The organism is Arthrobacter sp. Soil_C_49, from assembly GCF_057656635.1.
The window spans coordinates 685,521-707,391 of record NZ_JBDGJZ010000001.1; the positions used below are offsets into that span (position 1 = coordinate 685,521).

Below are 21,871 nucleotides of genomic sequence, written 5' to 3' on the forward strand. Positions count from 1 at the left end.
ATCGGTTCGGCAGAGGGCCGGCCAAAGCGGCGCACGGCAGCGTCAACCGCTAAAACCGGTAATTGCCAGGGTCCTGCTGATCCCGTCAAGGGGATGCGGGCCGTCGCTGGCCTGGTCAGCAGGAGTTGGGAAGGGCAAGGTCTCCGTGCGGCTGAGGTCCCAGGCCATGCTCGCGCTGATGCTGATGCCCCGCGGGCCCGTCCTCCTGGTGGTGCCGCGGATGAGCAGCAGCCGGGTTCCGAACAGGAGCATTCCGGCGTTTTCCTGGGCTTCGTGGAAGAAGACCGAATCGATGCAGCCGGTGCCGTCGTCAATGCTGATGAATACCACCCTCCTCCCGCCCCGCATGGGTGGAGTCTGGGTGGCCACGCGCACCCCGGCCACCAGGACCTCGGTCCCGTTGCGCAGGCTGAGGAGTTTGTCTGCGGTGGTCACCCCAAGCCTGTCCAGGGTGGGGCGGTGGCTTTCCATCAGGTGGCTGCTGACGTCTACGGCCATCAGGTCCAGCTCCGCCCGGACATTTTCGACCAGGGTGGGCGCAGGCAGCCCGGGTTTGACGTTGCGCAGTTCCACATCCCCCAGGGGAAGGGACAATTGCCCCTCCAGCACTTCCACCCCTTTCCGCCCGCTGCCGGCACTTTGCAAGTGCTGCAGGTGCTGGACCAGGTCTGCCCGGTTGGCCATTCCGCCCGCTTCGCGGTGGAGGGAATCAAAAGCACCCAGTTGGGCCAGGCGCTTGATGCTTGGCTTGCTCAACCGCGAGCGCGCGCGCAGGTCTGCCAGTGAGTCGTACGGCTGGCCGGCAACAATCCTTTTCAGTTCTGTGGCGGAGAGTCCGTAGATTCCCTTCAGGCTCAGCCGGATTCCCAGCTTCCCGGCGTCCGGGCCCTGCCGGATCCGTTCCACCCGGTACTCCCCTTTGCTGAGGTTGATGTCCAAAGGAAGGATGGGGATCCCGAGGCGCCTGGCCTCTGCAACCAGCAGCCGCTTGGGGTACATGCCAGGATCGTGTTCCCACAGGCCCGCCAGGAAGGCTTCAGGGTGGTGCGCCTTCAGCCAGGCTGACTGGTAGGTGGGCACCGCGAAGGCTGCTCCATGGGCTTTGCAAAAACCAAAGCTGGCAAAGGACTTCAGGGTGTGCCACACCGTGTCGATGACGTCCGGTGAGAATATCTTGGCCTTGGCATGCTTGCGGAAATATTCCTCCACCTGGGATTCCCCGGCTTCGTTGCTGAGGGCGCGGCGGAATTCATCGGCTTTCGCCAGGCCGCACCCGGTCATCACGTCCAGGGTCCGCAATATTTGCTCGTGGAAAACAGTCACCCCGTGGGTTTCCTGAAGTACCGGCTTCAGGAGGGGGTGCGGGTAGACCTCGGGGGCAAACCCATGGCGGTGCTCAAGGAACGGCCGGACCATGTCCGATTTCATGGGGCCCGGACGGAAAAGCGAAATATCGATGATGAGGTCATTGAACTCACTCGGCGCCATTTTGCCGATCAGCTCGCGCTGCCCCGGGGACTCGATCTGGAAGCAGCCCAGGGTGTGGGTGCTCCGGATGAGTTCAAAGGTGGGTTCATCATCAAGCGGAATGGCATTGAGGTCGATGTGGCCGTTGTCTGCAATGAAATCGGGCCCGGACCCGTCTGGGCCCGGGGGATGGCTTCCTGCTGCCACCACATCCTTTTTGGAGGGATGGATGCGGATGATCTCCCGCACGGCAAATGCCATCGCGCTTTGCATCCTGACGCCCAGGACATCGAGCTTGAGCATGCCCATGGGATCCATGTCGTGCTTATCGAACTGGCTCATGGGAAGTCCCAAACCGCTGGGCTGCACCGGAGTGCGGTCCAGCAGCGTGGCGTCCCCCAGGATCACCCCGCACGGATGCATGGAGATGTGCCGCGGCAACCGGTCCAGGCGTTCGGTCAGGTCCACCAGCAGGTCCAGTTGCTGGTTGCCGTGCGAATCCCTCTGTTCCACCCGGCCGGCAAATTCCCTCAACTCGGGCTTCTCCTGCAGCGCCTCCCGGAACTTTGAAGCTGAGAACCGCCACAACTGCTTGGCGATGTCCCCCACGTCGCCGTCATCCATTCCCAGGGCAAGGCCGGCATCCCGCACAGCCCCGCGTGCCCGGTATCCGTTCTGCATGCTCATGAGCGTGACGCGCTCTTTGCCGAAGCGCTCAAAAATCCGGTGGTAAACGTTATGCCGTTCGGCACTCTCGACGTCGATATCAATATCCGGCAAGGTGGCCCGGTCCCGGGAGAGGAACCGTTCGAAGATGAGGTCGTGCTGCAGCGGGTTTACCTGGCTGACGTCAATGAGGTAGTTGACGAGGCTGGAGGCTCCGGAGCCTCTGGCGGCTGCCCGCACCCCCATGTCCTGGATCATGCGTGAAACCTCCGCCACGGTGAGGAAGTAGGAGGAGAACCCCAGGTTCCGGATGATGCCCAGCTCATGGTCAAGCCGGCCGAGCATTTCCTTTTCGCTGTTGCCGGCGATTCCGGGGAACCTCCTGCCGATTCCGGCCTGGCAGCGCTGCATCAGTTCCGTGTGCGGATCCTGGCTGATCCCGATGACCGCGGCTTCCGGCACCACCGGCTGCTTCCACCCCATGTCAGTGACGGGATCAATCCTGCAGACATCGGCGAGCGCCTCTGTTTGTGCCATGAGCCTGTTGAGGTCTTCTGCGCCGTAGCCGGCCGCGGAGATGATTTCCTTGCCCAGCTGCAGCATCTGGCGGGAGGATTTCAGCCAGCCCTGGCCGTTGGGCTGCAGCAGTGGTTCCTGGGCCAGTTCCGGAAGGGATTTCAGGGTCCGTGCTGAATCCAGCACGTCCGCGGTTGCTGCCCCGTCCTCCGCGCAGTACCTGACGGCATTGCTGAGGATTGCCGGGACGCTGTGTTCTTCCGCGAGTTTGAGCATCCGGACGGCGTGTGCAGTGCTCAAGGGTGTTCCCGGTGCGCTGAGCTGGGAAACGATCTCGGCCACCACAGTTCCCCCGGGCATGGCGTCCAGCCACTGCTTGAAGAGTGTGCGGGGCCGCAGGTAACGCCGCCCGCCCATGGCACGTCCCACGTCGGAATCCGGCCCGATCAGGACCATCAACACCGGTTTCAGGGTATGGGGATCGAGGGTGCGGGAGGCCAGTTCCGCCCTGGTCACGGCGACCGGCACAACCCCGCCGGATTTTCCCGAGGTGCGGGCGTGGGCATCGGACACGAGCCGGCACAGTGCGCGGTAGCCGGCCCCGTTGTTGTGGCCGCGGGCGAGCACCACCACCCGGCCGGCCAACTGGGTTCGGTGATCGCCGTCGTCGTCATAAACGGCAAGGTCCACCCCGACGATGGGGTCAAGGCCGGCACCCATGCAGGCCTTCAGGTGCTTGATGGTCCCGTAGAGTCCGTCCCGGTCGGTGCAGGCGAGCGCGCTGGCACCGTCAGCGGCGGCGGACTGCGCCAGTTCCTCGGGCCAGGACACTCCATAGTGTGCGCTGAAAGCTGTGGATACGTGAAGGTGGGTGAAGCTCATGCTGTTCTGGGATGTAGGGCGTCGTGGATCCGCAGGAGCCGCCAGCGGCCGCTGCGGATATGGCGGGTGAGGTCAAGGGTGAGCGGCTCATGCTGTTCATTGGACGCGCCGGAACCTGGAGCACCTGGACCGGAAGGAAGCACCTGCACACGCCAGATTTCGTGGTCAACCAAACCGGGACCGCTTCCCAGCGGCGCACGGGTTTCTTCGGCCCACCACTGGCGGCGCTCGTACCAGCGGACAGGTTCGGCGCATACAGAGTAGGAACGCCCGGCCCGGATAAGGGCAACCGGCTGGCCGTCAGCGCCGCAGGAGACGTCAACGGATTCGCTGAACATGCCCATGGCGCCTCCCTGACGTAAAAATGGAACGGAAAGTGTTCGAATATATATTCGAACAGTTCCAGTCTACGCCTCCCGTCAGCTGCCGCATAGACAAGGGACAACCGGCAGCCCTGTCAGGAAAGGTACTCTGACGGAAGCGCCTCCGGCTTCCTTTCCTGTCACCCCTCAGGGGTGGACGGAGCGAACGGCAGGGAGCAGGATTGTGCCATGAGCACCCATGACGCACTCCTCAAACAGGTCAGCATCAAAGCCCAGGACTCCACACTCGTGGCAACCTTCGATCTGGACGGCACAATCCCCGGTTCCGGCGCCTACGTGGTGGGGCTTGTGGCCGCCAGTCCGGACTACTCATCGCAGCGGCGGCTGGGCATTGAATTCATGAACGGGAAGCCGATTTCCTTTTTCTCGTTCAACCATGACCAGAGCTGCGAGGAAAACTACGATCTTTCAGGCGTCAGCCACTCGGACAGCACCATCACCGGCCACTTCCCCATGGCAGCGATCAATGGCCTCGGCGAGGGGCACGTGATGACCGGCTTCAGCGAGGCTGACGGACGGGAATTCCAGTCCGGTGTTCCCGTGGAGGAAAACCTGTAACAGCTGGGCCGGTGCGGCTCAGCTGTTTTCTTTGTGGACCCGCATTTCGAGTTCGATGAAGCCGGAGATCATGGCCCGGTAGGTGGACTCGACGATGTCCGGGTCGATGTCCTTCTTCTCGGCTGCGGAGCGGACATGTTCGATGACCCGCTCCACGCGGCCCGGGGCGCGGACCTCGGCGTCGTCGCCCTTGAGCGTTCCGGCGATCCGGATCAGGCGCTCCCGGCGGGCGATCAGCGTGACAATCTGGTCATCCACTTCATCAACGGCGACCCGGACGGCAGCGAGCTGTTCCTTGTCGGCCAAAGCATCTCGATCGTTCCCTTGAATTGTCGCCATCCTCTGACAGTATCGAACCATGCAGCCAAGAGTCGACTTCATTTCACTGGGCGTCCGCAGCGTTCCCGCCTCCCGCGCGTTCTACGTTGACGGCCTGGGCTGGCCGGTCCACCGCGAGGTTCCGGGGGACGTGGTGTTCATCCAGGCCAACCACGGCCTGGTGCTGTCCCTCTGGGATGTGCGTCAGATGCAGGCCGATGCCGGCGTCGGTGCTCCCGGCCCCGTCCCCTGCATTACCCTCAGCCACAACCTGCCGGGCACCGAGGACGTGGACCGGGTCATGGCAGAAGCCGCCGCGGCCGGCGCCGAGATCATTGCCGAGCCTGTCACCCAGCCGTGGGGCGGGTACAGCGGCTACTTTGCGGACCCGGACGGCTTCCGCTGGGAGGTGGCATACAACCCCACCTGGACAGTGGACGACGCCGGCACTGTCACCGTTTAGCCCCCGGCCGGGCACGGGCTTCTAGAAAAGGGCCTCTACGGGCCGGATGAGCTCCGGCCCGTTGTTGCGCACGTTCCCCACGTCCTTGCCCACGGAATCGACGTGCCAGTCTGCCGCCACATCCTTGACCCCGGACCGGACCAGGTCCACGAGCCCGGCCGCGTCGTCGGCCTGCGGGTCCAGCCATCCTTCCATGGTGGATTTGTCCATCGGCAGCGGCACGCGGTCGTGCAGCGCCGTCAGCTTGCCGAACACCGTGTCCTCGCTGCCGGGCGGCGGCGTGTCAGTTGTGAGGATGGACGTGGAAAGCATCCATCCGCCCGGCTCTCCCGCGGGCCAGGCCGGGTCCTTCCACCATTCATAGAGTCCGGCGAAAACCAGGCCATGGCCTTCCCCCGGATGCACATAGTAGGGCTGCTTGGACTTCCCCGGCCCCTGCTTCCACTCGTAGTAGCCATCCGCGGGAACCGCGCACCGGCGTGACTGGACGGCCTTGCGGAAGGCGGGTTTTTCCAGCACCGATTCGCTCCTGGCGTTGATCATCCGCGAACCGATGCCGGGGTCCTTGGCCCAGGACGGAACAAGCCCCCAACGCGCCACGTGGAGCTGGCGCACCTGCTTGGGCACAGGCCCTTCATCAATCAGCCGCTCCAGGACGATGGGCACGGCATCCGTTGGCGCAACATTCCACGACGGCGGGATGTGCACCTCCTCCTCCAGCTCGGCGTCGAACTCAGCCAGGAGGTCCCCCACAGCACGTGCCATCACATAACGTCCACACATGGCTCCAGCATGCCACCGGCCCTCCATGCTGTCATGTGAAGCGCCGGGAACCGGGGAATACGGGCCCGCACGCTACCGTTGAAAGGAAGGAAACAACGAATCACGCATAGGAGAAACTTATGGACTTCACTCCCGAATCCGGCACCATCACCATGTTCTCCACCACCTGGTGCGGCTACTGCAACCGGCTGAAGAAGCAGCTGGACGCGCAGGGCATCGGCTACAACGAGATCAACATTGAGGAAGTGGAAGGTACCGCTGAACTCGTGGAGCAGCTTAACGGCGGCAACCGCACGGTACCCACCGTCCTCTTCCCGGACGGCACCGCTGCCACCAACCCGTCCGCTGCCGAGGTCAAGACCCGCCTCGCAGCCTAAGCGGCAAGGCAGCCCCGGCGGCAGCCCGGACAAGCGAAACGGGACCAACTTCGGTTGGTCCCGCTTTTGTTGCCCTGCGCCCGTTTTTCCTATGCCCCCAGGCTGCTGAAGGGCGCGGTTTCGAGGGCGGCGTGGCCGGCGTAGGTTGCCAGGAGTGCGTCCTCCACCGCTGCCACGTCCACGCCGGGTACCAGATCATTCACTGCCCCGGCCGTGGCGGGGTCCCAGTCCAGCCCCAGGGCTGCGTAAGTGTCGGTGAGGACTTTGCGGATAGGCGCGGAATTTTCCACGACGATGACGGAACTGAACAGCCAGCCGCCGGCCACCACGCGCTGGGCTGTGCCTACCAGTTTGACCTGGCGGGGGCTGCCTTGTTCGTTGCCGTGAACGCTGAACTCCCCGGGGCAGTACTCGCCGGGGATCTCTCCGACGGCTGCGTGTACGCCAACGCTTCTCAGGGCATCGGCGAACAGCTCCCCGAAGTAGCCGAAGCGGCTTTTTGATCCGGCGATGGCGTCAGTGTCCGGTTCGATGTGGTCCACCACCAAAGTCCCCTCATGGTAGGCCGCCGCCCGGCCACCGGCACGGCGGACCAGGGGTTCAAAGCCGTTGTCGCGGCAGGCCTGCGCTGCTGCTTCAAAACCGGGCAGGCGGGTGTCCCGCTGGCCGAACGCCACCGTGGGGGCAGGCCTGTACAGGCGCAGCGTGGGGCCGATCCCGCCGTTCCTTGCCCTGGCGAGCAGCTCCAGGCCGAATTCCAGGTCCCGCCCGGCACCCAGCGACACTTCCTGCCGCACCACTGTCAGTGGGCGGCTTCCCGGATCGGCGTGGTGCATGTGGCTGGGCTCCCCTGTGGTCATTCGTGCAGTTCATTTTCGTTGCGGCCGCACCCTCAGGAGACGCAAGCCTCGGCCGGACGGCCAAACCTAGGTTACGCCGTGGCCTCCCACCTCATTGACACCGCAGGATTGTGTTTGTTGCCCTGCGCACAGCGTCCGACGGCGGCAGCCGCTCACAGCCTTGGGTTGCGTCCGCGCCGTCCCACCCACAGGCCGTGCAGCAGCGGGACTACGGACGAAATCATCAGCCCGCTGCCCAGGGCCGGATCGTCGGCACGCACCAGGGCCCCGGCGATCAACACCGCGCCGAAGACCAGGGCTGACGCCGCGCGCCGTACCGTGCGGTCCAGCCTGGCCACCTGCCTATCAAGCCGCGGGTTGGCGACGGTGAGGTTGCCTTCCTCGATCCGTCCGATGAGGCTGTCCAGGCGCCGGGGCAGGCGAAGCGCGAGTCCCGCGGCATCGAGCGCCTCCCGGGCTGCATCCTGCAGAAGGTTGCCGCGTTCGTCCCGGAGGAGCTGCGCGGCGTAGGGCTCCACCGAGTCCCACAGGTTAAAGCGGGGGTCCAGGGAACTGCACACTCCCGAGGTCAGCGACATCGCACGGATGATGAGCAGGAAGTTCTCGGGCAGCTGGAACGGCAGGGAGCGGACCACATCGCCGAATTCCACAGCGAAGTCGCGGAACTCGCGCGGATCCACCTCGCGGAGCTCGGCGAAACCCATGCCGCCGAAGCGGCCGAACAGCTGTGTCATGGCCCGCTCCAGCCCGGGAACGTCCGCCGACGGCATCAGGACGCCCACATCGCGGATAGCGGCCACCAGGCCTTTGCCGTCGCGCGCGGCGGCGGCGATCAGGAGCTTGCGCAGCCCGCTGCGGGTGGAGTCCGGAACCTCGCCCATCATGCCGAAGTCGATGAATGTCAGCTTCCATGGCTGTTCCCCGATGCCGGCAGGGGCCGGAGTGACGAAGATATTGCCGGGGTGCGGGTCGGCATGGAAAAACCCGTTGGTGAACAGTTGGTCGAACATCACGGACGCAAACACCGGCGCCACCAAGGCGGGATCAATACCTGCCGCCCTGAGCGCATCGACGTCCGTGATTTTGATGGCCGTGACGTCCTCAAGGGTCAGCACGCGGCGGGTGCACCGCTCCCATGCGACGCGGGGCACTGCCGTCCGCCCGTCGTCGGCGAATTCAACGGCGAAACGCTCGGAATTGGCGGCTTCGTGCAGGTAGTCGATTTCTTCGAAGCTGGTCTGGGCGAATTCCTTCACTAAGGCCGCAACGTCAGCGCGGCTGGAGACCACGCGGAAATGGCTCAGCCATCCGCCCACCTTGCGCAATGCCGCCAGGTCGACGTCGACAATTGCGTCGATGCCCGGACGCTGCACCTTGAGCACCACATCCTTCAGGCCGGTCTCGGCAGCATCGGCAGGAAGCAGGCGCGCCCGGTGTGCCTGCCCGAGCGAGGCCGCGGCGATGGTGGTCTCCTCCACCCAGGCGAAAGCCCGTTCGAGCGGAACCCCCAGTTCCTTCTCCGCAAGGGCCCGGATGGCCGGAAACGGGACCGGCGGCACCTCGTCCTGAAGGCCCGCAAGCTCATTGGTGATTTCCGGCGGAAGCACGTCAAGCCTGGACGAGAGGAACTGGCCCACCTTGATCATCAGGCCGCCCAGGTCCACCGCGAGCCCGTGGAACCGCCGGGCAAAGCGCTGCATCCGGGCAGGGCGCGACCGTTCGGCCACGAACGCCAGCCCGATCCGCGGGAGGAGCAGCTCGAACCACCAGGTCACCGCGAGGTTCCAGGCCGCGAAGCGGAGGATGCGGCGGTACCGGGCGCGGGTGTTTCCGGAACCGGGGACCTGATCGGCCCGGCGGAGGCGGACTGAAGCCACCCGGGTCAGCCCTGGGCGAGGATGGCGTAAATCCGGCGACGGGCCTCTTCGAGTACCGTCACGGCCTGCTGCACCTGGTCAGGTGAACCCGTGCGGCCAACCTGCGCTGCAGCCTGCGCCAGCTCAATCCCGGCCTTGGGCAGGGACCCGGTACCCGCGCCGGCCGTCGGACCTCCGGCGCCCCACGGCGCAGCGCCGGGCGCGCCTGCCACCTCCTCGCGGCCGGCTTCGGTCAGGGAGTAGATCTTGCGGCCGTTGGATTCCTCGGCGCTGATGACACCCTCGTCGGCCAGCAACTGCAGGGTGGGGTACACGGAGCCGGCACTCGGTTTCCAGCTTCCGCCGCTGCGCTCCTCGATTTCACGGATGATCTGGTACCCGTGCATGGGACGCTCCGCGAGCAGGGCCAGCACGGCAGCCCGCACCTCGCCCTTGCCGGCGCGGGTACCCCCGCGCTTTTCGAACCGCGAACGGAGCTCCTCGACGGCCTGCCAGAGGCCGTCGATGCTGTTCCCGCCGAAGCCGCCTGCCGGATATGAATCGCGCACTGGGGTCTCCTCTGTAAATCGCCAACGATATACAACGACACTTAACGATACATCCGGCGACTGCCCCGGGGTCAGCTTTTGCGGAGGGTCAGAATCTGTTCCGCTCGCCCGAAGGGGCCCTGCAGATCGTGCAGCACTGTTGAGGTGAGCCCGATCCCGTCCCGGCCGAAGGAGACGGCGTTGTCCAGCCCCAGCCACTCCCCTTCCGGGCGCCGGTACATGTGGACCTGGAGGTCCACATTGGGGAAGGCGTAGCTGTCCTTGCCCGGCGGCACCCGGGCGGCGATGCCGTTGGCGGTGTCCACGAGTCCCATCAGGCGGGCAAGGTCACCGCTGTCCGCCTTGTCCGTGAGGGAGTGGTCTGTCCGCAGCCATACTTTTCCGGCCCCGGGCCGGTGCCCTTCCGCCACGCGCATTTCAAGCGAGCGGATGTAGCCGCCGGGCCAGACTGCCGCGCCGTCGTAGGGCTTGCATTCGTCCGGGCCCGGAATCCCGGCGTCCTCGACGGCTGCCACTTCCGACGTATCACTGGTGACCATCCGCCAGGCGGTGGCCCGGATGGCGGTCCGGCCGCCGGCCTTCAGTTCCGCCTGCAGCAGTTCGATGGTTTTTCCGGGCCGGAGGGTGCTGGTCTCGATGTGGAATTCGCCGCCGGGAATCAGGCCGAGGATCTCGTAGCTGAGCCTGGCCATCCGCAGCCCGGTCCGCGGCTGGTGCCGCTCCAGGCAGTCTGCCATCAGGCCGGATGCAGGGGCCATGTGCTGCTCGTGGACATTCCAGGCACCCTGGGCATGGATCGTGGAGCGGAAACGTCCGTCACCCAGGGACTGGTAGTAGTAATTTCCTTCGGCCAGTTCAGGCATATCGGTGGTCAACGGTGGCCCTCCCGGAGATTTCAGTGAATTCGGACTAACTCTATCGCTGTGCCGGCACGCAACCCGCACAGGTTGTTGGAGGACGCGGACAAATGGTGGCGCCTGACGGCTGTGCGCGGACTAGACTCTTGATCGGTCCTGTCAGCAACCCTCGGAAGAGGTGTTCCATGCGAGTTATCAGCTACAACCTCCGCAAGCACAAAGCGAGCGGCGAGCTCCTTGCCCTGGCACGGAACCATAACATCGATGCGCTCTGCCTCCAGGAGGTGGATGCCAGCGACCTCCCCGAGACGCTGGGCCCACTCCACCTTGCGGACGCCACCAAGGGAAACCGGCTTGGGCTGGCCATCTACTACCGCACCAGCCGTTTCACTGCGCTGGACACCCAGTCCTTCGCGCTCAAGAAGTCGATGCATGACAGGGTCCTCGCTCCGGCACACGAGCGGCTCATCGGAACGCGGGTAGTGGACAACGAAACCCAGCATGAGCTGGTCATCGGCTCTTTCCATGCCGCGCCCCTCACCGCCTCGAATTCACTGCGGCGGAAGCAGATACACGCCGCCCACGCCGAGCTGCTCAGCATGGGCCAGGGCCTGATGACGCTGATGGTGGGCGATTTCAACTACCCGTTCTTCACCAAGAACCTGCACCTTCACATGAAAAACTCCGGCTACGCGCTCTCGCTCAGCAACCGGCGGACCTACACCCGATACAAGGTTTTCAAGGGCCACTTCGACTTCGCCACGTCCCTGGGACTGGACATCGAGAGTGTTGAGACGCTGCCCCGCGGCAACTCGGACCACCTGCCCATCCTGGTGCACGCAGAATACGGCAGCGACTACTGAGCAGGAGCGCCGGGGAAGGCGAACCCTACGGCGCAGTGCCGATACGTTCCCGCAGCTCCGGCCAGGAAGCCGCGAAACCGGGATGCAGGTCCTTGCCGTCCACATTAGCCAGCGGTATCCACAAAAGTTCTATGCTCTCGGGATCGCTGATAACGGGCTCGAACGGTTCCGTCACCAGTGCCACCACCGTGGTGTAGGACCAGTAGTCCAGGTCCAGCACGGAGGTGAAAAGCACCTCGACATTTCCGGCGGGAACGGCGGCCTCTTCCCAGGCTTCGCGCAACGCGCCCGCCACCGCATCCTCGCCCTCATGCAGCGCCCCGCCAGGCAGGCCCCAAGTCCCGCCGTTATGGCTCCAGACGGCGCGGTGCTGCAGGAGCACCCCCTTAGCGGGATCGTAAGCGAGGACACCGGCGGCACCAAACCTGCCCCAGAACCGGCCCCGGTCACCCTCAACCCAGGCGTCACCGGGATCGCGGGGACCGGTGCGGACAGGCGGGGTGGAGGACGCGGCGGAAGCCATAGTGTGATCCATCGGTCCAGTCTGACAGGTGCCCGGGGGCAGGCGCACCCGCCCCGCCGGCGCTAGTGCCCGTTGCCGCGTTCGACGGCGAAATCACCGCCGGGGTACATGATCGTTTCGTGTCCGTCATCAAAGCGGACCAGGTAGGGCGGCGTTCCGCCCTGGCCGCGGACTTCGAGAATCACCCCGTGCCGGTCCGAGGAACCTACATTCCTGCCATGCACGATGATCCGGTCGCCCTGCGCTGCCTCCATGGTAATCACCTCCAGCCCCAGATTACGACTCCGGACGGGGAGCGGAAAGGGCGGACCGAAGCCGGCATGGCAGGATTTCCGTATGCCGCTGAATCTCCTCCTGCTCGCCGACACCCACCTGCCAAAGCGCGCCAAAGTACTTCCGGCGCAGGTGTGGGCCGCCGTCGAAAGCGCCGACGTGGTGTTCCACGCCGGCGACTGGGTGAGCGCGAAACTGCTCGATGAGCTTGGGCGGCGAAGCCGCTCGCTGGTGGGGGTCTACGGAAACAACGACGGCCCCGACCTGCGGTCCCGGCTGCCGGAGACGGCAGCAGTCACGCTGGAGGGTGTGCGGTTTGCCATGGTGCACGAAACCGGGCAGGCCAAGGGCCGGGAAGCACGGTGTGAAGCACTCTTCCCCGATGCCGACGTGCTGGTTTTCGGGCACAGCCACATCCCCTGGGACACCACTTCGGAAGGCGGGCTGCGGCTGCTCAACCCCGGCTCCCCCACCGACCGCCGCCGCCAGCCTGCCTGCACCTACATGACGGCAGTGGTGGACGCGGGCGCCTTGAAAGACGTCCGACTGGTGGAAGTACGCCGGGACAGTTAAACGAGTGGCAGGGAGAACCGGGCCGCGTCCGGACCGATGGCGGATTCGGAAGCAATTCCGGGTTGGCAGCGGCCCGCCTCATTGCCTAGGCTGGAACGGTAAGCATACTTAGCTTTTAGTGTTCCACCCCTAAGCACCAGGAGGACCACCATGACCGACCAGTACACCTTCCGCAACCCCGTCACCGCCTACGAAAAGATCTCGCCGCCCGAGCAGCACCAGCCCGAACCCGGCCTGGATGCGGATCTGGCGCCGAAAGCGGATCTTGGCGAGGACACCTACCGCGGTACCGGGCGGCTGGAGGGCCGGAAGGCGATCGTAACGGGAGCCGATTCCGGGATCGGTGCGGCTACGGCCATCGCCTTTGCCCGCGAGGGGGCCGACGTTGTGCTTTCCTACCTGCCGGAGGAAGAAGAGGACGCAGCCCGCATTGCCGGCATCATCGAAGCCGCGGGACGCAAAGCCGTCAAGGTGCCCGGCGACCTGAAGGACCCCGCCGCCTGCCAGGAGCTGGTGGACACAGCCGTGGCCGTGCTGGGCGGAGTGGACATCCTGGTCAACAACGCGGGCAAGCAGGTGGCGCAGGAGGACATCAGCCAGATCACGGACGAACAGTTCGACCACACCCAGAAGACGAACGTCTATGCGATGTTCCGGGTGACCAAGGCTGCCGTTCCGCACATGCCGGCCGGGTCCACCATCATCAACACCACCTCCATCCAGGCGTACAACCCGTCCCCGACGCTGCTGGACTACGCCACCACCAAGGCGAGCATCAACAACTTCACCAAGGGTTTGGCGCAGCAGCTGGCACCCAAGGGCATCCGCGTGAACGCGGTGGCGCCCGGGCCCATCTGGACGCCGCTGCAGGTCAGCAGCGGCCAGCCAAAGGAGGAACTGCCGGAGTTCGGCCAGTCCACGCCACTCGGCCGGGCAGGCCAGCCGGCCGAACTCGCGCCCGCGTACGTGTTCCTGGCCTCGCCGGAGTCCAGTTATGTGCTGGGCGAAACCCTGAACGTTAACGGCGGAAGCCCCTCGCCCTAGCGGCCCCAAAAAGTACGCCCGACGGCGGTGCCTTGCGCGGGATGCGCACGGCACCGCCGTCGGCATTAGACGTCGTCGCGGCCGGCGAGGAGATCGTCGGTGGCGGGGTCCGGCTGGCCGTCGAAGAACTGCGCGAGGACGGTTTTGAAGACGGTTTCCCCGGGAGCTGCGCGCAGGAACAGCGTCATGGACGAGCACAGTTTCCGGGCGTCCACACTGCCAAAAATCTCCTCAGCGGTGCGGTCCTTATGGTTGCCCAGTACTTGCGCGCACTCCAGCAACCGCGGGCCCAATACCGGGTGGTCCAGGTACTCCCGGGCTTCCTCGAGGGAGCTGATGGCGTACCGGCGGGATGTCTCGCTGTGCCCCAGCCCTGCCAGCTGGGGAAAAACGAACCACATCCAGTGTCCGGACTTGTTGCCCACCTGCAGTTCGGCCAGCGCCTGGTCATAAATACCGCCGCTGTTCTGTGCGGCAACAAAGCGGTCCAGGTCATAACGATCGTTCACGGATGTCTCCTTGTGGTGTGGCTTCGGGTATTGGGTGCTGTTCGAGGAAGGCGGCTGCGTTGCGTAGCTGCGTATCCGGGTCCGTCCGCCACCGGGCAAGGACGACGGCGGCCCGCTGGCGGTCGCGGCCATGGAGCCGGGCCAGGAAAGGGGCCAGCACGTCCGCCAGCAGCGGGTCAACCAGTTCCCGGCTTCCGGCGGACCTCAGGAAGCCCTCCATCCGGGTCAGGTCCGAATGCCGCAGCAGCGCCGCCTTGGTTTGCAGCAGCACAATGGCGGCGAGCCGGCGCTCATAGACGGCGCGCGCACCCGGCCCCGGCTGTCCCCAGAGCGCGGACGCCAGCTGCACCACGGCGTCGTGATCAAGGTCTTTGTACTTCCGCAGCGTGTCGCGGACGGTTCCGCGGACGGCGCCCACCGAGGACCCGTAGGAGGCGAGCTCACCGCCCAGCCTGCCCTCAACGTCGTCCGCCCGGTACCAGGCACCCTCGTTTTGCAGGGTGCGGTCAACAAAGCCGGCAGCGGCTCCTACAACGTCTGCGGCAGTGCTCATCGAGTGCGGCCTGCCGACGCATGGCGGATGCAGAATGGCGTCCAGGGGCGCGCCTCCAGCCTTCCTTCGGCGATGGTTTCGCCGCAGACGGCGCAGGACCCGTAGGTGCAGTCGGCGATCCTGGCCAGGGCGGCCTCAACCTGGTCCAGCCCGGCGCTGCTTTGCTTCAGGAGTGCCGAGGCCTGGGACAGTTCGAAGGCGATAGTGGAGCCTTCCGGATCATGTTCGTCGTCCACGTTGGAATCCTGGCGGGCGGAGTTCGCAGCGGTGATGTCCGCGCGGAGGGCCGGAAGCAACGCCAGCTTTCGGGCCCGCTCCGCCTCGAGCAGGATCCGGAACCGTTCGAAATCAGGCATGGGAAAAGCCTAACGCCCGGTCAGTACCAGTTGTTGGACACCGAGTGGTTCCAGGCCCCGCACGGCGAGCCGTACCGGCCGCTGATGTAGCCCAGCCCCCATTCGACCTGCGTCCGGTAGCTGGTGAGCCAGTCGCTGCCGGCGCTGGAGTATTTCCCGGGCGGCAACGCCTGGGCAATGCCGTAGGCCCCGGAGTAGGGGTTGGTGGCCGTGGTCAGCCAGTTGGATTCCTTGGTCCAGAGCTGGGCGAGGCACAGGAACTGGTCCTGGCCCCAGCCGTAGGCGCCCAGCCTGCCCGCGGCGTAGCTCTTGGCTCCTGCCGGGTCATTGACGGCGCCGCCGGGAACGGAAGGCACGACGACGGGCGGCGGGCCGGGTGCCACGGGCTGCGCAGGGGCGGGGGCAGGATTTGCCGGCGCGGGCTTTGCCGGGGCCGGATTGGCGGGTGCAGGATTTGCCGGTGCAGGATTTGCCGGTGCAGGGCCGGCTGGAGCCTGCGGGCGGACGGCAGTTGCTGCGGCCGCCCTGGCTGCCGCTTCTGCCTGCTGGCGGGCCTGCTCAGCAGCTGCGGCGCGCTTTGCGGCCTGCGCGGCCTCATAGGCGGCCTGCGCGGCCTGGCCCTGCCGGTATGCGCCCTCAACTGCCGCCGTCGTGCCCTTGAGCGAGGCCAGTTGCGCTGTCAGCTCCTCGCTGCGCTGGCGGCTTTCCGCGACCTGGCGTGCCATCGCATCCTGCGCGGACCGGGCGGCGTCCAGTTTCGCCTTGGCTTCAAGGGACAACCGCTCCCGTTCGGCTTTGGCGGCGCTTTCCTGGGCGGCCAACGAGGATGCGATCCGGCCGGTCTGCTCTGCCCTGGCCACCAGCCCTGCCGTTTTATCGCCGACAATCCGCACCACGTTGAGCCCCTGGACGCTGTTGGTCTGGATCGCATCGAGGGCAACGAAGAATCCCATGGTGGTGCCGCCGGTTTTATAGGACTGGGCCGCGAGGGCACCCAGTTCCTTCCGGTGCCTGGACAGCTCGGCGTTCGCCTGCGAAACCTGTGCGGTGAGGGCCTCCACTTTTGCGCCGGCCGCCTGAAGGGCAGAGTCCGTAACGGCATACTCGGCCGCCGACCGGACGGCCGCTGCTCCCAGGGACTCCGACTGGGCCTGCAGGCCACCCAGCAAGTCGTTGATCCTGGTGATCTCCGTTGCCTTACCGGCTTCGGTCAACTTCGCCTGCTGGACATCCTCCCAGGAGGGATAGTCACCGGCCGGGTCCTGCTCCGCCCCGGCGGCCGGGCCATTCCACAGCGTTCCGGCCAAGGCAACCGCCAACAGCCCTGCGAGCGCGACAGGCCTGGGTTTTGTAACGAACAGGGGCATAGTCCCGAAGCATACCGGCGGCAACCCGGGCCGGACGGCCGAAGTTTCCACATCGTTACATTGCCGGAAGTCCTTAGACCATCCCGCCCGCCAGCGTGGGCGCCCGGCGGCCGCAGGGAAGCGCCCCCTAAACTGTTGGCATGTACGGGGACAGTGCACTCGGCGGCGGTATGGGCGGGCAGCATTTTCGGACCCGGCTGCAGTGGATGGCCGCCCCGACGGCACTTGCCGCGGCAGCAGCCGGCGTCAGCGCGTGCACGGGACCGGAGCAACCGCCGGCGACTAAGCCGCAGCCGATTTCCGTGGAAATCAACCAGTCGCGGGACCAATACGGCAAGCAGGCCGTGCTGCTGCAGCTCACCAATACCACCGGCGGACCCCTGGCCGTCGAAGAAGTCCGGGTGTCCACGCCGCTGTTCCGAGGCGAACTTCGGTGGCAGCGTGACGGCGCAGGACTTGAGTTGCCTCCCGGACAGCCCAAGAGCCTCCCGGTCCAGCTTCCCGCAGCCGAATGCACTGACGGGCCAGCCCCCGCGACGGAGACACTGGCTTCGGTGCTGTTCACCGGCCCGGCGCACTCAGAACCGCAGGAGCTGACGCGCGGAGCCGACGATCCGTTCGGCGTCCTCAGCCGGAACAACGCCGAGCTCTGCCTTGCCGCCGGCGCTGCTGCCGTTGCGGACATCGCCTTGGACTCCTCCCTTGACGTGGCCGCGGACTCCCGCACCGCCGTCGTCCGGCTGGTTGCCATTCCAAAAGCCCGGGTGAACGGCGTGGCGAAGTCCCTGCTGCTGGACCACATCCAGGGGACAACTCTCCTGACTGAGGTGCCCGGGCATCCCTGGCCTGCGGGCATCAGTATCGAGCAGGGCGGACCGCCCGCTGAATGGCGCTTGTGGATCAGGCCTGCGCGCTGCGATCCGCACGCCGTGGCAGAGGACAAGGTGGGCACCCTGCTTCCCCTCCACGTTCAAGCGGACGGACGCGAGGGGCAGCTGAAAGTTGCCGCAGACGCGGTGTTACGTGCGCAACTTTATGACTTTGTTACGCGCGCGTGCGCCGAGGAGTAACCAGGCGCATCAGCCGAGGTCAGCAAAAGATCGCCGCCGAAATCCAGTCAATGGCTAAATACGAGAGAAGCCGCTCGTATGTTATCCAAATGTGACAATTGACTGGAGGGCGGGTTATGGTCTTCAGGTGTCCCTCCCAAACGGGACATTCCCATCAGTATGCCGAGCCCTGCCACTGATCCGGGATTCAATCGCTTTCCAGCTGGCAGGGACGGGGGAACCACCTTTCCGCGGCCTCATCAGAGGCCTTGGGGTTAAGTCGCTAGCGCCTCCGTTCCGTTTCGGAGCCGCTTCCGGCCGGGTATCTCCAACCCGAACCCGACAGCTCACCCCGCAGGCATGGGAGAGGCGATCAAACGTGTCAAAAAATTCCATTACCGCCCGTCACCGCGCGACTCCGGCCCGCTCAATCGCGCTCCAGGGCTTGGCTGTATCAGCCAAGTCGCTTGGCCGCCCGGCGCTCGCCGTAGCAGCAGCCTCCGGCATTGCGTTCGGTGTGGGCGCCCCGGCCCACGCAGGCGTAACCGGACCGGACACCACCGGGACCACTAACACCCAGGCTTCCGCAGCGCCTGCCGCTGCCGTGGCTGCTCCGGCAGCAGCTGCAGCCAACGCGCACACCGTTGTTTCGGGCGACACCCTGGGCGGCATCTCAGCCGCCTACGGCGTCAGCCTCAATGACGTCCTGTCCGCCAATGGCCTGGCGATCACCGCGATCATCTACCCCGGCGACCAGATCCAGATTCCGGGTGCCGGTCAAGTTGCAGCCGCTCCGGCCGCTGCTCCTGCTCCTGCTCCCGTCCAGGCAGCTGTTGCCGCGGCTCCGGCCAACACCGGGGTGAACGTCTCCTACGCGTCAGCTCCGGCTGCCACCGGTTCGGGCGCCGGCGCCGCCATCCTGGCGTCGGCTTACGGCCAGGTGGGCGTCCAGCAGGACTGCACCGCCATGGTGGAGAAAGCCCTGCGGTCCGTGGGTAAGAGCGTTGGCGACCTGGCTCCCGGCCAGTTCTTCCAGTACGGCTCCGTGGTGGGAACCCCCGCTGCCGGTGACCTGGTGATCACTGCCGGCCACGTCGGTGTGTACGCCGGCAACGGCCAGGTTGTCAGCGGCGGCGTGGACGGTTTCAAGACCGAGGTCCACTCCATCAGCTGGCTCAGCGGCGCTTCCTTCGTCCGCGTAGCGTAGTCACGCAACCCAAACAGGGGCGGCAGGCGGGATTCCCGCCTGCCGCCCCTGTTTCGTTGTTGGTGGATCCCTTACGTGCCGCAGAAGGTCTGGTAGCTGCCGAAGTCTTCCGGGGCTCCCTCGGCGTAGCGCTCCAGGCCCGGGCGCTCCTCGTACGGCGCACGGACAACGTCCACGAGCCGGTTGAACGGGCCAAGGTCGCCGTCAGTTGCTGCGGCGAGCGCTTCCTCCACCAGGTGGTTGCGCGGTATATACGCGGGGTTGACCCGGTCCATCAGGCCCGCGTCGGGCTGCAGGGCCTGCCACCGCGCGGCCCAGGCGTCGAATGCGGCCAGATCCAGGACCATGCCCCGGACGGGCCGATGGTTTCCACGCGCTGCCTGCCCGAGGCTCCGGAAAAACCGCGTGTAGTCCACGGGCCCGTCCTTGAGGATGGCAATTACGCCGTCCACCAGCTCAGAGGCTTCTTCTGCCTCGGGGCTCCCCGCCGGGCGTTCCTTCAAACCGAGTTTCTTTTTCATCCCGGTGAACCAGGCGTCACTGTACTGGCGGCGGAACGCTCCCAATGCTTCCACCGCCGGCGCCACGGCCTGTTCCTGGTCTTCGTTGATGAGCGGCAGCATTGCCTCGGCAAGGCGGGCGAGGTTCCATTCCGCCACCACCGGCTGGTTCGCGTAGGCGTAGCGTCCGCCGACGTCGATGGAGCTGTAGACCGCCGCCGGGTTGAAGGCGTCCATAAAGGCGCAGGGGCCGTAGTCGATGGTTTCCCCGGAGATGGTCATGTTGTCTGTGTTCATCACGCCGTGGACGAAGCCCACCAGCATCCATCGGGCCACCAGTGACGCCTGGGCGGCTACCACCGCCTCGAAGAGGGCAAGGTAGGGGTTGTCCGCCTGGGCGGCAGACGGGTGGTGCCGGCTGATGGCGTGATCGGCGAGGCGCCGCAGGAGGTCCATATTCTCGGTGGCCCGCGCGTACTGGAAGCTCCCAACCCGCAGGTGGCTGCTTGCCACCCGCGCCAGGACCGCGCCGGGAAGCATGGTCTCACGGCGGACCGGACGGCCGGTGGCCGTCACGGCCAGGGAACGGGTGGTGGGGATGCCCAGTGCGTACATCGCCTCACTCACCACGTACTCCCGCAGCATGGGCCCGACGACGGCGCGGCCGTCGCCGGCGCGGGCGAAGGGCGTGCGGCCGGAACCTTTCAGGTGGAGATCCCGCAGCCTCCCGTGCACATCCGCCACTTCTCCGAGGAGAAGGGCACGGCCGTCGCCGAGCAGGGGTGAGTACCCGCCGAACTGGTGGCCGGCATAGGCCTGGGCTACGGGCGTCGCGCCCGCCGGTATGTGGTTGCCCAGAAGGAGCCGGACGCCCTCCGGCGACTGGAGGTATTCCGGATGCAGCCCCAGTTCGCGCGCCAGTTCCTCATTGAGGACAAGGAGGTTGGGGTCGGGTGCTTCCTCTGCCTGCCAGGGAACAGCCAGCTCCGACAGTTCCCGGGCAAACCGCCCGTCAAAGGTAATTGTTGATTCAGCAGCAGCTGTCATTCTTCAAGCCTTCCCTCCTGGTTTGTTTTCCGGTTGATCAGCCACGTGACGAACCAAAGGACAACGCCGATGGCCATCAGGCCGCCGGCAATCTGGTACTGGATGACGTTCCTGCCCACCCACGGGCCGGCCAGGAAGGCGCACAGCAATGCGGCCACGAGCGGCATCTGCCCCGGCGAAGTGAAGAATACCTTGCGGTTGGGGTCCCGCTTGCGCCGCAGCACCACGCAGGCCACGTTGACCACCGTAAACACGCACAGCAGCAGGAACGCCGTGGTGCCTGAGAGGTTGGCCACGATGTTGCTTTCGGGGTCACTGGTGACGTAGAGGATGAGTCCGAGCGCCAGGACCGTGGAGAAGAGAATGCCGGCCCAGGGCGTGCGCCGGCCGCGCAGGACCTTGCCCAGGGGCCGCGGCAGGACGTGCTGCCGGGCCATCCCGTAAATCAGGCGGCTGGCCATAAGCATGTTGATCAGCGCAGTGTTGGCTACGGCAAAGACCGCGAGGAAAGGAAAGATCCTGTCGATCGGGAAATCCGGCGAGCCTTTGTGCACCACTTCCAGCAGGGCGGCGCCTTCGGCCTCCCTGATGCCTTCCAGCTCCGTGGGCGTGAGCACGCTGACCACAGAGACGGCAACAAGCATGTACAACAGGACGGCGATGCCCAGGCCGGTCAGCATGGTCCGCGGGAAGATCTTTTCCGGGTGCTGGGTTTCTTCCACCATGTTCACGGAGTCCTCGAAACCCACCATGGCGAAGAAGGCAATGGAGGTGGCTGCGGTGACCGCAAGGAACAGGCCCTTGTCCTGGTAGTCGTTGAAGACAAAAATCTCGCCGGCGTTTCCCGTTCCCTGGAACATCACAAAAAAGCCGACGCCGATCACTATGCACAGGGCCAGCATCTCCACCATGGTGAGGACGACATTGAACTTCACGCTCTCCCCCACGCCGCGCAGGTTGATGAGGGCCAGGAGCAGCATAAAGGCCATGGCGACGGCGGTGATGACGCCCTGCCCGGGCATTCCCATCCACCCGTTGATGTCCAGGCCGCCAAACAGGTTCTGGGCCAGGACGTTGGCGGAGGTGGAGGCGCTGGTGATGCCTGAACAGACCACGGCGAATGCCACCAGGAAGGTGACGAAGTGGATACCGAAGGCCTTGTGGGTATACAGGGCGGCGCCGGCGGCCTGGGGATACTGCGTGACGAGTTCGAGGTAGGAGAAAGCCGTCAGCGTTGCCACCACAAAGGCCAGCAGGAACGGCAGCCACACAATGCCGCCCACTGTTCCGGCCATGGTCCCTGTCACGGCGTAAACCCCTGCGCCCAGGATGTCACCGACAATGAAGAGCAGGAGGAGCTTGGGTCCCAGGACCCGCTTGAGTTCTGGTTCCTGGCCTTCAGGGGTGACGTCATAGACTTCTTCGGAAGTTGTGCTCATTGTCTACCTCCAC

The 21,871-nt window shown here is 65.7% G+C and carries 24 protein-coding genes and 1 riboswitch; of the genes, 8 read left to right on the forward strand and 16 right to left on the reverse strand.

Features of this window, described 5'->3' with window-relative positions; translation table 11 throughout:
• Positions 1-42 precede the first annotated feature (42 nt).
• Both AC3A4Z_RS03165 and AC3A4Z_RS03170 read right to left on the reverse strand, forming a co-directional pair.
• Positions 43-3,531: a DNA polymerase III subunit alpha gene (locus tag AC3A4Z_RS03165; RefSeq protein ID WP_498709986.1), complete on the reverse strand. Its 3,489-nt coding sequence runs from the start codon at positions 3,529-3,531 to the stop codon at positions 43-45.
• Positions 3,528-3,875, reverse strand: coding sequence for a hypothetical protein (locus tag AC3A4Z_RS03170; RefSeq protein WP_498709988.1), 348 nt, complete (start codon positions 3,873-3,875; stop codon positions 3,528-3,530). Before AC3A4Z_RS03170 ends, AC3A4Z_RS03165 begins: the two co-directional genes overlap by 4 nt.
• A gap of 207 nt (positions 3,876-4,082) precedes the next feature.
• On the opposite strand from AC3A4Z_RS03170, the gene AC3A4Z_RS03175 reads away from it, so the two are divergent.
• Entirely contained in the window at positions 4,083-4,472 is a 390-nt protein-coding gene (locus AC3A4Z_RS03175; RefSeq protein ID WP_455834575.1) for a hypothetical protein, read from the forward strand.
• Between the two features lie 18 nt (positions 4,473-4,490).
• On the opposite strand, the gene AC3A4Z_RS03180 is transcribed toward AC3A4Z_RS03175, so the two are convergent.
• Positions 4,491-4,811, reverse strand: coding sequence for a chorismate mutase (locus tag AC3A4Z_RS03180; protein WP_050054890.1), 321 nt, complete (start codon positions 4,809-4,811; stop codon positions 4,491-4,493).
• A gap of 19 nt (positions 4,812-4,830) precedes the next feature.
• Here AC3A4Z_RS03180 and AC3A4Z_RS03185 point away from each other — a divergent pair, with 19 nt between their 5' ends.
• The gene (locus AC3A4Z_RS03185; protein WP_498709989.1) at positions 4,831-5,253 is read left to right on the forward strand and encodes a VOC family protein; all 423 of its coding nucleotides are present in this window, start codon (positions 4,831-4,833) and stop codon (positions 5,251-5,253) included.
• A 21-nt stretch (positions 5,254-5,274) separates the two neighbouring features.
• Here the strand turns inward: AC3A4Z_RS03185 and AC3A4Z_RS03190 are convergent, their stop codons facing one another.
• Positions 5,275-6,018, reverse strand: a complete 744-nt coding sequence (locus AC3A4Z_RS03190) for an SOS response-associated peptidase (RefSeq protein ID WP_498710072.1) — start codon at positions 6,016-6,018, stop codon at positions 5,275-5,277.
• A 137-nt stretch (positions 6,019-6,155) separates the two neighbouring features.
• On the opposite strand from AC3A4Z_RS03190, the gene AC3A4Z_RS03195 reads away from it, so the two are divergent.
• On the forward strand, positions 6,156-6,413 hold the full coding sequence (locus AC3A4Z_RS03195) for a mycoredoxin (RefSeq protein ID WP_050054887.1): 258 nt from the start codon (positions 6,156-6,158) through the stop codon (positions 6,411-6,413).
• A gap of 89 nt (positions 6,414-6,502) precedes the next feature.
• On the opposite strand, the gene AC3A4Z_RS03200 is transcribed toward AC3A4Z_RS03195, so the two are convergent.
• The 4 genes from AC3A4Z_RS03200 to AC3A4Z_RS03215 form a co-directional block, all read right to left on the reverse strand.
• Positions 6,503-7,249 carry a lipoate--protein ligase family protein gene (locus tag AC3A4Z_RS03200; RefSeq protein ID WP_498710075.1) on the reverse strand — a complete coding sequence of 249 codons (747 nt, stop codon included), beginning with the start codon at positions 7,247-7,249 and terminating at the stop codon, positions 6,503-6,505.
• 176 nt (positions 7,250-7,425) lie between these two features.
• Positions 7,426-9,150, reverse strand: coding sequence for an ABC1 kinase family protein (locus AC3A4Z_RS03205; protein ID WP_498709991.1), 1,725 nt, complete (start codon positions 9,148-9,150; stop codon positions 7,426-7,428).
• A 5-nt stretch (positions 9,151-9,155) separates the two neighbouring features.
• Entirely contained in the window at positions 9,156-9,698 is a 543-nt protein-coding gene (locus AC3A4Z_RS03210) for a PadR family transcriptional regulator (RefSeq protein WP_498709993.1), read from the reverse strand.
• A gap of 71 nt (positions 9,699-9,769) precedes the next feature.
• Positions 9,770-10,573 (reverse strand): thioesterase family protein, encoded by an 804-nt coding sequence (locus tag AC3A4Z_RS03215; protein WP_498709994.1) that lies wholly within the window; start codon positions 10,571-10,573, stop codon positions 9,770-9,772.
• Positions 10,574-10,740: 167 nt separating this feature from the next.
• Here AC3A4Z_RS03215 and AC3A4Z_RS03220 point away from each other — a divergent pair, with 167 nt between their 5' ends.
• On the forward strand, positions 10,741-11,418 hold the full coding sequence (locus AC3A4Z_RS03220) for an endonuclease/exonuclease/phosphatase family protein (protein WP_498709995.1): 678 nt from the start codon (positions 10,741-10,743) through the stop codon (positions 11,416-11,418).
• A 25-nt stretch (positions 11,419-11,443) separates the two neighbouring features.
• Here AC3A4Z_RS03220 and AC3A4Z_RS03225 read toward each other — a convergent pair whose 3' ends face one another.
• The gene (locus AC3A4Z_RS03225; protein WP_498709996.1) at positions 11,444-11,953 is read right to left on the reverse strand and encodes an NUDIX domain-containing protein; all 510 of its coding nucleotides are present in this window, start codon (positions 11,951-11,953) and stop codon (positions 11,444-11,446) included.
• A 50-nt stretch (positions 11,954-12,003) separates the two neighbouring features.
• A complete protein-coding gene (locus tag AC3A4Z_RS03230; protein WP_498709997.1) occupies positions 12,004-12,195 on the reverse strand; it encodes a DUF1918 domain-containing protein in 192 nt (63 codons plus the stop codon).
• An 82-nt stretch (positions 12,196-12,277) separates the two neighbouring features.
• Here AC3A4Z_RS03230 and AC3A4Z_RS03235 point away from each other — a divergent pair, with 82 nt between their 5' ends.
• On the forward strand, positions 12,278-12,787 hold the full coding sequence (locus AC3A4Z_RS03235; protein ID WP_498709999.1) for a metallophosphoesterase family protein: 510 nt from the start codon (positions 12,278-12,280) through the stop codon (positions 12,785-12,787).
• Positions 12,788-12,937: 150 nt separating this feature from the next.
• A complete protein-coding gene (locus tag AC3A4Z_RS03240; RefSeq protein ID WP_493968930.1) occupies positions 12,938-13,831 on the forward strand; it encodes a glucose 1-dehydrogenase in 894 nt (297 codons plus the stop codon).
• Positions 13,832-13,896: 65 nt separating this feature from the next.
• Here the strand turns inward: AC3A4Z_RS03240 and AC3A4Z_RS03245 are convergent, their stop codons facing one another.
• From AC3A4Z_RS03245 to AC3A4Z_RS03260, 4 genes are read right to left on the reverse strand one after another with little or no spacing between them, the layout of a single operon-like run.
• Positions 13,897-14,340 carry a DUF1810 domain-containing protein gene (locus tag AC3A4Z_RS03245; RefSeq protein WP_498710001.1) on the reverse strand — a complete coding sequence of 148 codons (444 nt, stop codon included), beginning with the start codon at positions 14,338-14,340 and terminating at the stop codon, positions 13,897-13,899.
• Positions 14,324-14,893 (reverse strand): DNA alkylation repair protein, encoded by a 570-nt coding sequence (locus AC3A4Z_RS03250; protein ID WP_498710003.1) that lies wholly within the window; start codon positions 14,891-14,893, stop codon positions 14,324-14,326. The genes AC3A4Z_RS03245 and AC3A4Z_RS03250 overlap by 17 nt, the downstream gene beginning before the upstream one ends.
• Positions 14,890-15,249, reverse strand: a complete 360-nt coding sequence (locus tag AC3A4Z_RS03255; RefSeq protein WP_498710004.1) for a TraR/DksA family transcriptional regulator — start codon at positions 15,247-15,249, stop codon at positions 14,890-14,892. Before AC3A4Z_RS03255 ends, AC3A4Z_RS03250 begins: the two co-directional genes overlap by 4 nt.
• Positions 15,250-15,269: 20 nt before the next feature.
• Positions 15,270-16,616, reverse strand: a complete 1,347-nt coding sequence (locus AC3A4Z_RS03260) for a coiled-coil domain-containing protein (protein WP_498710006.1) — start codon at positions 16,614-16,616, stop codon at positions 15,270-15,272.
• A gap of 140 nt (positions 16,617-16,756) precedes the next feature.
• Here AC3A4Z_RS03260 and AC3A4Z_RS03265 point away from each other — a divergent pair, with 140 nt between their 5' ends.
• Positions 16,757-17,686, forward strand: coding sequence for a hypothetical protein (locus AC3A4Z_RS03265; RefSeq protein ID WP_498710008.1), 930 nt, complete (start codon positions 16,757-16,759; stop codon positions 17,684-17,686).
• Between the two features lie 182 nt (positions 17,687-17,868).
• Positions 17,869-18,041, forward strand: a riboswitch (cyclic di-AMP (ydaO/yuaA leader).
• 3 nt (positions 18,042-18,044) lie between these two features.
• On the forward strand, positions 18,045-18,872 hold the full coding sequence (locus AC3A4Z_RS03270) for a LysM peptidoglycan-binding domain-containing protein (protein WP_498710009.1): 828 nt from the start codon (positions 18,045-18,047) through the stop codon (positions 18,870-18,872).
• A gap of 71 nt (positions 18,873-18,943) precedes the next feature.
• Here the strand turns inward: AC3A4Z_RS03270 and AC3A4Z_RS03275 are convergent, their stop codons facing one another.
• Both AC3A4Z_RS03275 and AC3A4Z_RS03280 read right to left on the reverse strand, forming a co-directional pair.
• Positions 18,944-20,419, reverse strand: a complete 1,476-nt coding sequence (locus AC3A4Z_RS03275) for a protein adenylyltransferase SelO (protein WP_498710011.1) — start codon at positions 20,417-20,419, stop codon at positions 18,944-18,946.
• A complete protein-coding gene (locus tag AC3A4Z_RS03280; protein ID WP_498710014.1) occupies positions 20,416-21,858 on the reverse strand; it encodes an APC family permease in 1,443 nt (480 codons plus the stop codon). The genes AC3A4Z_RS03275 and AC3A4Z_RS03280 overlap by 4 nt, the downstream gene beginning before the upstream one ends.
• Positions 21,859-21,871: the final 13 nt, after the last annotated feature.

Coding starts and splice junctions, on each gene's coding strand:
- AC3A4Z_RS03165 (WP_498709986.1), bottom strand. CDS start 3,531: ATGAGCTTCACCCACCTTCACGTATCCACAGCTTTCAGCGCACACTAT.
- AC3A4Z_RS03170 (WP_498709988.1), bottom strand. CDS start 3,875: ATGGGCATGTTCAGCGAATCCGTTGACGTCTCCTGCGGCGCTGACGGC.
- AC3A4Z_RS03175 (WP_455834575.1), top strand. CDS start 4,083: ATGAGCACCCATGACGCACTCCTCAAACAGGTCAGCATCAAAGCCCAG.
- AC3A4Z_RS03180 (WP_050054890.1), bottom strand. CDS start 4,811: ATGGCGACAATTCAAGGGAACGATCGAGATGCTTTGGCCGACAAGGAA.
- AC3A4Z_RS03185 (WP_498709989.1), top strand. CDS start 4,831: ATGCAGCCAAGAGTCGACTTCATTTCACTGGGCGTCCGCAGCGTTCCC.
- AC3A4Z_RS03190 (WP_498710072.1), bottom strand. CDS start 6,018: ATGGCACGTGCTGTGGGGGACCTCCTGGCTGAGTTCGACGCCGAGCTG.
- AC3A4Z_RS03195 (WP_050054887.1), top strand. CDS start 6,156: ATGGACTTCACTCCCGAATCCGGCACCATCACCATGTTCTCCACCACC.
- AC3A4Z_RS03200 (WP_498710075.1), bottom strand. CDS start 7,249: ATGCACCACGCCGATCCGGGAAGCCGCCCACTGACAGTGGTGCGGCAG.
- AC3A4Z_RS03220 (WP_498709995.1), top strand. CDS start 10,741: ATGCGAGTTATCAGCTACAACCTCCGCAAGCACAAAGCGAGCGGCGAG.
- AC3A4Z_RS03225 (WP_498709996.1), bottom strand. CDS start 11,953: ATGGATCACACTATGGCTTCCGCCGCGTCCTCCACCCCGCCTGTCCGC.
- AC3A4Z_RS03230 (WP_498709997.1), bottom strand. CDS start 12,195: ATGGAGGCAGCGCAGGGCGACCGGATCATCGTGCATGGCAGGAATGTA.
- AC3A4Z_RS03235 (WP_498709999.1), top strand. CDS start 12,278: ATGCCGCTGAATCTCCTCCTGCTCGCCGACACCCACCTGCCAAAGCGC.
- AC3A4Z_RS03240 (WP_493968930.1), top strand. CDS start 12,938: ATGACCGACCAGTACACCTTCCGCAACCCCGTCACCGCCTACGAAAAG.
- AC3A4Z_RS03250 (WP_498710003.1), bottom strand. CDS start 14,893: ATGAGCACTGCCGCAGACGTTGTAGGAGCCGCTGCCGGCTTTGTTGAC.
- AC3A4Z_RS03255 (WP_498710004.1), bottom strand. CDS start 15,249: ATGCCTGATTTCGAACGGTTCCGGATCCTGCTCGAGGCGGAGCGGGCC.
- AC3A4Z_RS03260 (WP_498710006.1), bottom strand. CDS start 16,616: ATGCCCCTGTTCGTTACAAAACCCAGGCCTGTCGCGCTCGCAGGGCTG.
- AC3A4Z_RS03265 (WP_498710008.1), top strand. CDS start 16,757: ATGTACGGGGACAGTGCACTCGGCGGCGGTATGGGCGGGCAGCATTTT.
- AC3A4Z_RS03275 (WP_498710011.1), bottom strand. CDS start 20,419: ATGACAGCTGCTGCTGAATCAACAATTACCTTTGACGGGCGGTTTGCC.
- AC3A4Z_RS03280 (WP_498710014.1), bottom strand. CDS start 21,858: ATGAGCACAACTTCCGAAGAAGTCTATGACGTCACCCCTGAAGGCCAG.